The organism is Klebsiella sp. 141251 (assembly GCF_050600725.1).
In the GTDB taxonomy this organism is placed as follows: domain Bacteria; phylum Pseudomonadota; class Gammaproteobacteria; order Enterobacterales; family Enterobacteriaceae; genus Klebsiella; species Klebsiella aerogenes.
Genome location: NZ_JAQIRG010000003.1, coordinates 15,756 through 27,923, shown reverse-complemented (window position 1 = coordinate 27,923; position 12,168 = coordinate 15,756). Strand labels below are relative to the sequence as shown.

Annotated in this window: 12 protein-coding genes; 10 read left to right on the top strand and 2 right to left on the bottom strand. The window is 57.9% G+C overall.

Annotated elements, in window-relative coordinates:
* Positions 1-36 precede the first annotated feature (36 nt).
* Both PGR09_RS07825 and PGR09_RS07820 read left to right on the top strand, forming a co-directional pair.
* Positions 37-1,206 (top strand): M20 aminoacylase family protein, encoded by a 1,170-nt coding sequence (locus PGR09_RS07825; RefSeq protein WP_045393123.1) that lies wholly within the window; start codon positions 37-39, stop codon positions 1,204-1,206.
* Between the two features lie 25 nt (positions 1,207-1,231).
* A complete protein-coding gene (locus PGR09_RS07820) occupies positions 1,232-2,623 on the top strand; it encodes an MFS transporter (RefSeq protein WP_047047306.1) in 1,392 nt (463 codons plus the stop codon).
* Here the strand turns inward: PGR09_RS07820 and pspF are convergent.
* The gene (pspF, locus tag PGR09_RS07815; protein ID WP_213797731.1) at positions 2,614-3,600 is read right to left on the bottom strand and encodes a phage shock protein operon transcriptional activator; all 987 of its coding nucleotides are present in this window, start codon (positions 3,598-3,600) and stop codon (positions 2,614-2,616) included. The two genes, PGR09_RS07820 and pspF, sit on opposite strands and share 10 nt — an antisense overlap.
* A 152-nt stretch (positions 3,601-3,752) precedes the next feature.
* Here pspF and pspA point away from each other — a divergent pair, with 152 nt between their 5' ends.
* The 8 genes from pspA (at position 3,753) to PGR09_RS07775 (ending at position 11,600) form a co-directional block, all read left to right on the top strand.
* Positions 3,753-4,421 carry a phage shock protein PspA gene (gene pspA / locus PGR09_RS07810; protein WP_015366272.1) on the top strand — a complete coding sequence of 223 codons (669 nt, stop codon included), beginning with the start codon at positions 3,753-3,755 and terminating at the stop codon, positions 4,419-4,421.
* 55 nt (positions 4,422-4,476) lie between these two features.
* Positions 4,477-4,701: an envelope stress response membrane protein PspB gene (gene pspB, locus PGR09_RS07805; RefSeq protein WP_045393114.1), complete on the top strand. Its 225-nt coding sequence runs from the start codon at positions 4,477-4,479 to the stop codon at positions 4,699-4,701.
* Positions 4,701-5,060, top strand: a complete 360-nt coding sequence (gene pspC / locus PGR09_RS07800) for an envelope stress response membrane protein PspC (protein WP_015366274.1) — start codon at positions 4,701-4,703, stop codon at positions 5,058-5,060. The genes pspB and pspC overlap by 1 nt, the downstream gene beginning before the upstream one ends.
* Before the next feature lie 31 nt (positions 5,061-5,091).
* Positions 5,092-5,310: a phage shock protein PspD gene (gene pspD, locus PGR09_RS07795; RefSeq protein ID WP_015366275.1), complete on the top strand. Its 219-nt coding sequence runs from the start codon at positions 5,092-5,094 to the stop codon at positions 5,308-5,310.
* 105 nt (positions 5,311-5,415) lie between these two features.
* A complete protein-coding gene (locus tag PGR09_RS07790; protein WP_430916015.1) occupies positions 5,416-6,813 on the top strand; it encodes a YcjX family protein in 1,398 nt (465 codons plus the stop codon).
* Complete coding sequence (locus tag PGR09_RS07785; protein WP_213797732.1) at positions 6,810-7,871, top strand: TIGR01620 family protein; 1,062 nt, start codon at positions 6,810-6,812, stop codon at positions 7,869-7,871. The genes PGR09_RS07790 and PGR09_RS07785 overlap by 4 nt, the downstream gene beginning before the upstream one ends.
* Before the next feature lie 1,014 nt (positions 7,872-8,885).
* Positions 8,886-10,427: a transcriptional regulator TyrR gene (gene tyrR, locus PGR09_RS07780; protein ID WP_063416260.1), complete on the top strand. Its 1,542-nt coding sequence runs from the start codon at positions 8,886-8,888 to the stop codon at positions 10,425-10,427.
* A 135-nt stretch (positions 10,428-10,562) separates the two neighbouring features.
* Entirely contained in the window at positions 10,563-11,600 is a 1,038-nt protein-coding gene (locus PGR09_RS07775; RefSeq protein WP_045393096.1) for an AbrB family transcriptional regulator, read from the top strand.
* A gap of 28 nt (positions 11,601-11,628) precedes the next feature.
* On the opposite strand, the gene tpx is transcribed toward PGR09_RS07775, so the two are convergent.
* Entirely contained in the window at positions 11,629-12,135 is a 507-nt protein-coding gene (gene tpx / locus PGR09_RS07770) for a thiol peroxidase (RefSeq protein WP_015366280.1), read from the bottom strand.
* Positions 12,136-12,168 lie beyond the last annotated feature (33 nt).

Below are 12,168 nucleotides of genomic sequence, written 5' to 3'. Positions count from 1 at the left end.
AAAGTGTCGTGCAAACACAACACAGGAATAATAAAAATGACACATCCATTGATTGAATCCTTGCAAGTTAATGAAGCGCAGTTTGTGGCGTTACGTCGCCGCTTCCACCAACAGCCCGAGATTGGCTTTGAAGAACATAAAACCAGCGATGAAGTCGCCCGGCTGCTTACTGAGTGGGGGTATGAAGTGCATCGCGGCCTCGCCGGTACCGGCGTGGTCGGGACGCTGAAAGTCGGCAGCGGCGAAAAACGTCTGGGATTGCGCGCGGATATGGATGCGCTGCCGATGCAGGAAATGAGCGGTAAAGCATGGGCAAGCCAGGTCGACGGGCGTTTTCACGGCTGCGGCCATGACGGTCACACCACCACGCTACTGTATGCCGCGGAATATCTGGCGCGCACGCGTCAGTTTAACGGTACGCTGCATTTAATTTTCCAACCGGCGGAAGAGCTGCTGTACGGCGGACGGGTGATGGTCGAAGATGGCCTGTTCACGAAATTCCCCTGTGACGCCATCTTTGGCCTGCATAACATGCCGGGCCAGAAACTGGGCAAAATCGGCCTGCGCGACGGCGCGATGATGGCCTCTTCCGATACGCTGCATATCGAGGTGAAGGGCATTGGCGGCCATGGCGCGGTGCCGGAACATACCGTCGATGCGACGCTGGTGGCCTGCCACATTACTCTCGCGCTGCAATCAATCGTTTCACGCAACATCACGCCATTTGAACCCGCGGTAGTCACCGTCGGCAGCATTCAGGCGGGCCATGCGCCGAACATCATCAACGATAAGGTATTGATGAAGCTAACCGTACGTACCCTTAACCAGCAGGTGCGCGAGACGGTGCTGCAGCGTATTCACGACATCGCGGTCGCTCAGGCGGAAAGTTTTAACGCCAGCGCTACCTTAACCCACGTCAACGGCAGCCCGGTATTGCGTAACGATCCGGCGGCTAATGAGCTGGTCCGTGAAGTGGCGACCACGCTGTTTGGCAAAGAACAGGTTGGTACCGTGAATCCATTTATGGGCAGCGAAGATTTCGCCTTCATGCTGGAGAGCAATCCCAACGGCTGCTATTTCACTATCGGCGCGGGTGATGAAGCCGACCGTTGCATGGTGCATAACCCAGGGTACGATTTTAACGATCAAATCCTGCTTACCGGCGCGGCGCTGTGGTGCGGCCTGACGGAACGCTATCTGCGTTAACCTATCGCGACGGGGGGACCCGATTATGAGTTCTGTATCGTTAAGCGAATCTCAGTTCGTCGGTAGCGATCGCCTGCTGGCGGGTATTGTGCTCAGCGTGCTGACGTTCTGGCTGTTTGCGCAATCGGTTATCAATGTTGTTCCGGCGATGAAAAGCAGCCTCGATATTTCACTGGAGACGCTAACCCTGGCGGTGAGTCTTAGCGCCTTATTCAGCGGCTGTTTTGTGGTGGCCAGCGGCGGGCTGGCGGATAAATTCGGCAGAGTGCGGATGACCTATCTCGGCCTGGCGCTGAGTATTATCGGTAGCGCATTTCTGGCGGCGTCGCAGGGGCCGGGGCTATTTATCACCGGCCGTATCCTGCAAGGGCTCTCGGCGGCCTGCATTATGCCGGCGACGCTGGCGCTGATTAAAACCTGGTATGAAGGCAAAGCGCGGCAGCGGGCGGTGAGTTTCTGGGTGATTGGTTCCTGGGGCGGCAGCGGGCTTTGCTCGTTTGTCGGCGGTGCGATTGCCACCGGTCTTGGCTGGCGGTGGATCTTCGTGTTCTCGATTGCGGTGGCGCTGCTGGCGTTGCTGCTGCTGCGCGGCACCCCGGAGAGCCGCAGCGCCAGCGCCGATCGGCATAAGCTGGATGTGGGCGGATTATTAAGCCTGATCGCGTCGCTGGTGCTGCTTAATCTGTTTATCAGCAAGGGTCATCAATGGGGCTGGAGTAGTGGTTTATCGCTGTCGATGCTGTGTGGCGCGGTGCTGGCGGCAGCAGTATTTATCCGCAGCGGCCTGCGTAAAGGTGAAGCGGCGCTGATCGACTTCGCTTTATTTCGTAACCGAGCCTACGGCGCGGCGGTGCTATCGAACTTTATGCTTAATGGCGCTATCGGCACCATGATGATCACCAGCATCTGGCTGCAGCAGGGGCATCATCTTACCCCGCTGGAAACCGGCATGATGACGCTGGGCTATCTGGTGACGGTACTGGCGATGATCCGCGTCGGGGAAAAGCTGCTCCAGCGCTACGGCGCACGGCTGCCGATGATGACCGGGCCGGTCTTTACCGCCATCGGCATTTTGCTGATCTCCTGTACCTTCCTCGATAAGTCGCTCTATATCGGGACCGTCTTCTTCAGCAATATCCTGTTTGGCCTCGGGCTCGGTTGTTACGCCACGCCATCGACCGACACCGCCGTCGCCAATGCGCCGGAGAATAAAATTGGCGTCGCGTCAGGGGTGTATAAGATGGGAAGCTCGCTTGGCGGCGCGATGGGTATTGCCGTGACGGCGTCACTTTTTGCGCTATTCCTGCCGTTGGGGATGGCCAGCGCCGCGCAGTACGCGCTGTGGTTTAACGCCGCGCTGTGTTTAGGCTCAATGCTGGTCAGCGCGGCGATGCTGCCGCGCGTCGCTCATAGCTGATGCTTCTTCAGTAATGCGCGTAGCTGGTGGTAGGTAAGCCCCAGCAGCTCCGCCGCCTGCTTTTGATTGTACTTCGCCTGCTGCAGGCTTGACTGCAGCAGGCTTTTTTCTTGCTCCAGCTGAAAGGCGCGCAGGTCCAGTGGTAGTTTGGGAAGCGCAGATTCATCGCCTGGAGCAGGCGCTGGGGCCGCGCGGCGAAATGGGTTGATAATGATATTATCCAGCTCGCTATCACTGCTGCCGTGGCGGTAAACCGAACGTTCAACCACGTTTTTCAGCTCACGAATATTGCCCGGCCAGCGGTATGCGAGCAGCGTGTCGACGGCTCGCTCGCTAAAGCCGGGAAACAGAGGAAGCCCCAGTTCGCGGCACATCTGAATGGCAAACTGGTTGGCAAGCAGCATGATGTCGCTCTGGCGCTCGCGCAATGGCGGTAGTTGCACGACGTCAAACGCCAGCCGGTCGAGCAGGTCGGCGCGAAAATGGCCTTCTTCCACCATTTTAGGTAAATCCGCGTTGGTGGCGCACACCAGCCGTACGTTAACCTGCAGCGGTTGACTGCCGCCGACGCGTTCCAGTTCGCCGTATTCAATTACCCGCAGCAATTTTTCCTGCACCAGCATCGGAGCGGTGGCCAGCTCATCGAGAAACAGCGTGCCGCCGTCGGCACGTTCAAAGCGCCCCGGATGCCGTTTGCTGGCGCCGGTAAAGGCGCCGGCTTCATGACCAAACAATTCGGAATCGAGAAGGTTTTCATTCAGCGCCGCGCAGTTGAGCGAAATAAACGGCCCCTGCCAGCGCGAAGAGAGAAAGTGCAGTCGGTTGGCAATAAGTTCTTTCCCGGTGCCGCGCTCGCCGATCACCAGCACCGGTTTATCCAGCGGCGCCAGCTGCGAGACCTGCTCGAGCACCTCCAGAAAGCTGTTGGCCTCGCCAAGCAGGTTATCCTTGTATTCCGCCATGATGAATTTCGCCATTAAATAGTGTGATTCGCCAACTCACTGTAGCAAGCAGGCGGCCATTCCTCAACCACCTTGTTTAAAATCAACAAGATAAAAAGTTGGCACGACATTTGTATTAACTACTGCACAGGCCGCTGCCTGCTATCAGAACTATGAGGATTGAAATTATGGGTATTTTTTCTCGCTTTGCCGACATCGTGAACGCCAATATCAACTCCCTGCTGGAGAAAGCGGAGGATCCGCAGAAGCTGGTCCGTCTGATGATTCAGGAGATGGAAGACACGCTGGTTGAAGTGCGTTCGACCTCCGCCCGCGCGCTGGCGGAAAAGAAACAGCTGACCCGCCGTATCGAACAGGCGCAGGCGCAGCAGGTGGAATGGCAAGAAAAGGCCGAGCTGGCCCTGCGTAAAGAGAAAGAAGATCTGGCGCGTGCGGCGCTGATCGAAAAACAGAAGCTGACCGACCTTATCGGCAGCCTGGAACACGAAGCGCAACTGGTGGATGAAACCCTGGCGCGGATGAAAAAAGAGATTGGCGAGCTGGAGAATAAGCTCAGCGAAACCCGCGCTCGTCAGCAGGCGCTGATGCTGCGTCATCAGGCTGCCAGCTCTTCGCGTGATGTCCGCCGCCAGCTGGATAGCGGTAAAATGGATGAAGCGATGGCGCGTTTTGAGTCTTTCGAACGCCGTATTGACCAAATGGAAGCCGAGGCGGAGAGCCATCGTTTTGGCAAACAACAATCGCTGGATCAGCAGTTTGCCGAACTGAAAGCGGATGATGAAATCAGCGAGCAACTGGCGGCGCTGAAAGCCAAAATGAATCAGAATAACCAGTAATGCATATTGCGCGGCGCGGTGTTGCGCCGCGGCTCACCACCTGTAAGGAGTACACATGAGCATGCTTTTTCTTGCCATCCCGCTCACGCTATTTGTGCTGTTCGTGTTGCCGGTCTGGTTATGGCTGCACTACAACAATCGCTCGGCGGACGGGGCATTAACCCAGAATGAACAGCAGCGCCTGCTGCAGCTGACCGATGAGGCGAAACGGATGCGCGAGCGTATTCAGGCGCTGGAAGCGATCCTTGATGCGGAACATCCGAACTGGAGAGACAAATAATGGCCGGATTGGATTTTAATAAAAAACTGTGGCGCATTCCGCAGCGCGGCATGGTGAAAGGGGTCTGCGCCGGTATCGCGCAGCACCTGGATGTGCCGGTGAAGCTGGTGCGTTTGATAACCGTACTGGCGATGATTTTTGGCCTGTTCTTTTTTGTGCTGGTGGCCTACATCATTCTGACTTTCGCGCTGGATCCGATACCGGATAGCGAACTGTACGGCGAGAAAGGGCCGAGCAATGGCGATTTACTGGCCGCCGTGGATGCCGAACTGGCTTCCGGCGAACAGCGCCTGCGTGATATGGAGCGTTATATCACCTCCGATACCTTCACGCTGCGCAGCCGTTTTCGTCAACTGTAAAACTTTTTCCATATAACCCATGAGGCAACGCATGAATATGAAATGGCAACAGGCAGGGCAAAAAGTGAAACCGGGTCTTAAGATCGCCGGTAAGCTGGTGCTACTGACCGCGCTGCGATACGGCCCGGCGGGCGTTGCCGGTTGGGCGGTGAAATCGGTGGCGCGTCGGCCGCTGAAAATGTTGCTGGCGGTAGCGCTTGAGCCGCTGCTCAGTCGGCTGGCCAATCGTTTTGCCCGCGGCATGAAATAATTCCTCAGGGGGAGGAATACCGGCGCGCTTTATATTGGCCCTGATTATCCCCATCTATTTAGCTTATCATTAAACGACATTCCTTCTGGGCATAACGGACTGGCGATGAAGCGACTCAAAACTGAATTCAATGCGCTGGTCAACCGCGGGGTTGACCGGCATTTACGTCTTGCCGTGACCGGACTAAGCCGCAGCGGTAAAACGGCTTTTATCACCGCGATGGTCAATCAACTGCTGAATATCCACGCCGGGGCGCGGTTGCCGTTGCTGAGCGCGGCGCGTGAAGAACGTCTGTTGGGCGTGAAACGGGTTCCGCAGCGTGATTTCGGTATTCCGCGTTTTACCTATGATGAAGGCCTGGCGCAGCTTTATGGCCAGCCCCCGGCCTGGCCAACGCCGACCCGTGGGGTGAGCGAAATTCGTCTCGCGCTGCGCTATCGCTCTAACGATTCTCTGCTACGTCATTTCAAAGACACTTCAACGCTGTATCTGGAAATCGTGGATTATCCGGGTGAATGGCTGCTCGACCTGCCGATGCTGGCGCAAGATTATTTAAGCTGGTCGCGGCAGATGACCGGGCTATTACAGGGGCAACGCGGGGAATGGTCTGCCCGCTGGCGACAGCTGTGTGATGGGCTCGATCCGCTGGCGCCCGCCGACGAAACCCGTCTGGCGGAGATCGCCGCCGCCTGGACCGATTATCTGCACGCCTGCAAGCGCGAGGGGTTGCACTTTATTCAGCCGGGGCGGTTTGTGCTTCCCGGCGACATGGCGGGCGCGCCGGCGCTGCAGTTCTTCCCCTGGCCGGCTGTCGATGCGATTGGCGAAGCCAGACTGGCGCAGGCTGATAAACACACCAATGCCGGGATGCTGCGCGAGCGTTTCAAATACTACTGCGAGAAAGTGGTGAAAGGCTTTTATAAAGATCACTTCCTGCGCTTTGACCGCCAGATTGTACTGGTGGACTGTCTGCAGCCATTAAACAGCGGGCCGCAGGCGTTTAACGATATGCGCCTGGCGCTGACCCAGTTGATGCAAAGCTTCCATTACGGCCAGCGAACGCTGTTCCGCCGCCTGTTTTCACCGGTTATCGACAAGCTACTGTTTGCCGCCACCAAAGCCGATCACGTGACCGTCGATCAGCATGGCAACATGGTGTCGCTACTTCAGCAACTGATTCAGGACGCCTGGCAGAATGCCGCCTTTGAGGGCATCAGCATGGATTGTCTGGGGCTGGCGTCAATTCAGGCCACCCAGGGCGGGCTTATCGAGGTTAACGGCGAGAAGATCCCGGCGCTGCGCGGCGATCGTCTGAGCGATGGGCAGCCGCTCACCATTTTCCCGGGCGAGGTGCCGGCGCGGCTGCCGGGTCAGGCCTTCTGGGAACAGCAGGGCTTCCAGTTTGAGAACTTCCGCCCGAGAGCGATGGATGTCGATAAACCGCTGCCGCATATTCGCCTCGACGCGGCGCTGGAATTTTTGATTGGAGATAAATTGCGATGAGCGAGCCGATAAAACCGCGGATCGATTTCGATGGCCCTTTGGAAACGGAAAAGAGCCAGACCTTAAAATCGGCCCGCGCCTTTGACGCGGCCGATGCGCAAACCTTCTCTCCGATGCTGCCTGAAAGGGTGGCTGAAGAGGAGGGGGCCGCCGAAGCGGTGGTGGAATCGGTACTGCGCCCGAAACGCAGCCTGTGGCGGCGGATGGTTAGCGCCGGTCTGGCGATTTTTGGCATTAGCGTGGTGGCGCAGGGCGTACAGTGGACGGCGACGGCCTGGCAGACCCAGGACTGGATTGCGCTCGGCGGCTGTGCGGCCGGGGCGTTGATTGTCGGCGCGGGCGTGGGCTCGGTGGCGACCGAATGGCGTCGCCTGTGGCGTTTGCGCCAGCGCGCGCACGAACGCGATGAAGCGCGGGATCTGATGCATAGCCACGCGGTGGGCAAAGGGCGCGCATTCTGTGAGAAGCTGGCGCAGCAGGCCGGGCTCGATCAATCGCATCCGGCGCTGCAGCGCTGGTATGCGGCCATCCATGAAACGCAAAACGATCGCGAAGTGGTGAGCCTGTACGCGCAACTGGTACAGCCGGTGCTGGACGCGCAGGCGCGGCGGGAAATCAGCCGCTCGGCGGCGGAATCGACGCTGATGATCGCCGTCAGCCCGCTGGCGCTGGTCGATATGGCGTTTATCGCCTGGCGTAACCTGCGGCTGATTAACCGTATCGCCACCCTCTACGGTATTGAACTCGGCTATTATAGCCGCCTGCGTTTATTCCGCCTGGTGTTGTTGAATATCGCCTTTGCCGGCGCCAGCGAACTGGTGCGTGAAGTCGGAATGGACTGGATGTCGCAGGATCTGGCGGCCCGCTTGTCGGCGCGCGCCGCCCAGGGTATCGGTGCCGGCTTGTTGACCGCCCGTCTGGGGATTAAGGCGATGGAGCTGTGCCGTCCGCTGCCGTGGATCGCGGATGATAAACCGCGGCTCGGCGATTTCCGCCGCGAGCTGATCGGCCAGTTGAAAGAGACGCTGCAGAAAAGCAAAACCGGCGCGGAGAAATAACGCCGGCAAGCGTAATTGCCGGGTGGCGGCTGCGCCTTACCCGGCCTACGGTTCGTGCGGCCTGCCGTTAATTTATTCACCACGCTGGATCCCCCGGTGGCGCTGCCGCTTACCGGGGGATCCAGCGCTTTGCGATTTGGTAGCCCGGAGAAGGCGCAACGCGCCGCCTCCGGGAAAACCCCTTAAAAAAGTGGTAAACCGATAACAGTATCTACGGTCCGTGCGGCCTGCCTTTAATTTATTCACCATGCTGACTGAAACTGCCGGTGTTGGTGGCCTCAAAATCGCTGAGACGTTCCCGGCAGGCCGGGGCAGCCCGCATGGATGCGGGCTGAGGGCCGTGATTTGCAAGGACGCTGCCTCGGCCCGACCCGAAGCCTGCCGGGATAAGTCGAAGGTACCACGAAGTGGCGATTTTGGCGGCCAGAGCCCGGGAGTACAGAGGGCGGCGGCGACTGGCCGCCCTCTGTGCGCTCCCTGCGCCACGGAAAACATGTCGCAGAAAAATTAACCAGGAGCGCAAGATACTCTGGAGCGAAACGAGATAAACGCTTTTCTCAAGCTAAAAGGTTGCAAACCGATAACAGTATCTACGGTTCGTGCGACCTGCCGTTAATTTATTCACCACGCTGGATCCCCCGGTGGCGCTGCCGCTTACCGGGGCTACAGCGCTTTGCGATTTGGTAGCCCGGAGAAGGCGCAACGCGCCGCCTCCGGGAAAAAACCTAGCGACCAGCGCCCTCTGTGCCATGAGAGCCATAACGCAGAAGAAATATCGGGAGCGCAATGTGCTCTGAATTAACACAACGCATATGCTTTCCTGGACCAAACGATACGCTGCGTCTGCTGTAATTGATGAAATCCTTTAAACAGTTTACTGTTGCCCGCATAACTTTACGGCATAAAGCCCATTTTTCCGCCATACTGTCAATAATTGTTGACAGCTATCTTCACGTAAGCCCATATCTGTCCTATCATTCATCCGTCATTGGCCTTTTTAGGGTGAAAACTCCTATGCGTCTGGAAGTCTTTTGTCAGGACCGTCTTGGTCTGACCCGTGAATTACTCGATTTGCTGGTGCTGCGCGGTATTGACCTGCGCGGTATCGATATCGACCCGATTGGCCGAATCTACCTTAATTTCGCCGAGCTGGAGTTCGCCAGTTTCAGCAGTTTAATGGCGGAAATCCGCCGTATCTCCGGCGTAACCGATGTACGTACCGTGGCGTGGATGCCGTCAGAACGGGAACATCTGGCGCTGAGCGCGCTGCTGGTGGCAATGCCGGAACCGGTGCTGTCGCTGGATGCCAAAGGCAAAGTAGAGCTTGCCAACCCGGCCAGCTGCCAGCTGTTTGGTCAAACCCAGGCCCGCTTACGCAGCCATCCGGTGGCGCAACTCATTACTGATTTCAACCTGCAGCGCTGGCTGGAAGGCAATCCGCTGGAGTCGCATACCGAGCATGTGGTCGTTAATGGCCAAAACTTTATGCTGGAAGTAACGCCGGTGTATCTGGAAGGTGAACACGCCGAACGTGTGCTAACCGGCGCCGTGGTGATGTTGCGCTCCACCGTACGTATGGGGCGTCAACTGCAAACGCTGACGACCCAGGATACCAGCGCCTTTAGCCAGATCCTCGCCGTTGGGCCGAAAATGCGCCACGTCGTCGAACAGGCCCGCAAGCTGGCGATGCTTAGCGCCCCGTTGCTGATTGTCGGCGATACCGGTACCGGTAAAGATTTGCTGGCCCATGCCTGCCATCTGGCCAGCCCGCGCGCGAACAAACCGTATCTGGCGTTGAACTGCGGTTCGATTCCGGAAAACGCGGTGGAGAGCGAGCTGTTCGGCGATGCGTCGCAGGGGAAGAAAGGTTTCTTTGAGCAGGCCAACGGCGGCTCTGTGCTGCTGGATGAGATCGGCGAAATGTCGCCGGCCATGCAAACGAAGCTGTTGCGCTTTCTCAACGATGGCACTTTCCGTCGCGTCGGTGAAGATCACGAAGTGCATGTCGATGTCCGGGTTATCTGCGCGACGCAAAAAAATCTCGTCGAACTGGTGCAGAAAGGGCTGTTCCGCGAAGATCTTTATTATCGTCTGAATGTGTTGACGCTGAACCTGCCGCCGCTGCGCGATTGTCCGCAGGACATCATGCCGCTCACCGAACTGTTCGTCGCGCGCTTTGCCGATGAGCAGGGCATCCCGCGGCCCAAACTCTCTGCCGACCTTAATACCGTGTTGACCCGCTATAGCTGGCCGGGCAACGTGCGTCAGTTGAAAAACGCAGTGTACCGGGCGTTAACCCAGCTTGATGGCTTCGAACTGCGCCCGCAGGATATCCTGTTGCCAGATCACGATGTGTCGTCGCTGCCGGTTGGCGAAGAGGCGATGGAAGGATCGCTCGACGATATTACCCGCCGCTTTGAGCGTTCGGTATTGACGCAGTTGTATCGCAGTTTCCCCAGCACGCGTAAATTAGCCAAACGTCTCGGCGTTTCGCATACCGCGATTGCTAACAAGCTGCGCGAGTATGGTCTGAGCCAGAAGAAGGGCGACGAGTAAGTCACAGGTTGCGGCCGGCTCGGCGCGGCCGCAATTAACTGCGTTTTTTTAGCGATATTTCTGTATATACTTATTTTATTATTCTTTTTTCCGGGAAGGTGACGGTTGGTGCTGCAACGGGATTGGCCTCAGTGGATGATATTACTGGTACTCTCCGCCGTGCTCTCCTTTGTGCTGTTCCGCTTTCATCTCCCTGCCGCGCCGCTGCTTGGCCCACTGATCGCCGGAATAATCCTCAGCCTGCGCGGCGCCACGATTCGTCTCCCTCGTCCCTTCTTTATCGCCGCTCAGGCTATCATCGGCTGCATGATCGCCCGTGCGCTCACGCCGTCTATTTTCGGCGTTCTGGCCGCCAACTGGGCGCTGGTGTTGATTATCCTCTTTTCCACGCTAGCCATCAGCGCGCTGACCGGCTGGCTGCTGGTGCGCTACAGTTCGCTACCCGGAGCAACCGGCGCGTGGGGAAGCTCGCCGGGTGGCGCATCGGCGATGGTGGTGATGGCGCAGGAGTATGGAGCCGATGTTCGGCTGGTGGCTCTGATGCAGTATCTGCGGGTGCTCTTTGTGGTCGGCGCGGCGGTGATGGTGGTGCGTTTGGCGCTTGGCGGCGAGGCGCAGGAGATGACCCAGCATATCGTCTGGTTCCCGCCACTGACTTTTAATCTACCCTTAACGCTGCTATTGACCGCGGTCGCCGGTTGGTTGGGGTTACGTTTACGCATCCCGTCCGGGGCAATGTTATTACCGATGCTGGCCGGCGCGTTGGCGCAGGGCGAGGGCGTGCTGTTGCTGGAGCTACCGGAATGGTTACTGGTGCTGGCGTATACCGCGCTCGGCTGGACGGTTGGCCTGCAGTTTAATCGAGAGATTTTTCTGCTGGCGTTGAAGACGCTACCGCAAATCATCGCCGCCATCGTTGGCTTGATCGCGCTGTGCGCGCTGATGGCTTTAGCGTTAACGCACCTGCTGCCGCTGGATTTTCTCACCGCCTATCTGGCGACCAGCCCCGGCGGCCTGGATACGGTAGCGATAATCGCCGTCGGGACCCGGGCGGATATGTCTTTTATCATGGCGATGCAAACGCTGCGCCTGTTTACCATATTGCTCACCGGCCCGGCCACCGCGCGGTTGATTTCGCGCTATGCGCCGCGCAAAGAAAAAAGCCTCCGTTGAAGGAGGCTTGATAACAGAAGGAGGGCGATTACGCTTTCAGCGCAGCCAGCGCCGCATCGTAATCCGGCTCTTCGGTGATTTCGTTAACCAGTTGGCTGTAAACCACCTGGTCGTTTTCATCGATAACGACGACTGCACGTGCTGCCAGACCAGCCAGCGGGCCTGCGGAGATAGCAACGCCATAATCTGCCAGGAACTGCGGCGCGCGCAGGGTGGACAGGGTGACCACATTGCTCAGGCCTTCTGCGCCGCAGAAACGGGACTGCGCGAACGGCAGGTCAGCGGAGATGCACAGCACCACGGTGTTGTTCAGCTCAGAAGCCAGTTGGTTGAATTTGCGAACCGATGCCGCGCAGACGCCGGTATCGATGCTTGGGAAAATATTCAGTACTTTACGTTTACCAGCGTATTGGCTCAGCGTGACGTCAGAGAGATCTTTGGCGACCAGCGTAAACGGCTGCGCCTTCGCGCCAGCCTGCGGAATGGAGCCCTGAACGGACACTGGGTTACCCTGGAAATGTACGGTTTGCGACATGGTTATCTTCCTGTTTACATATAGTTAACGTCG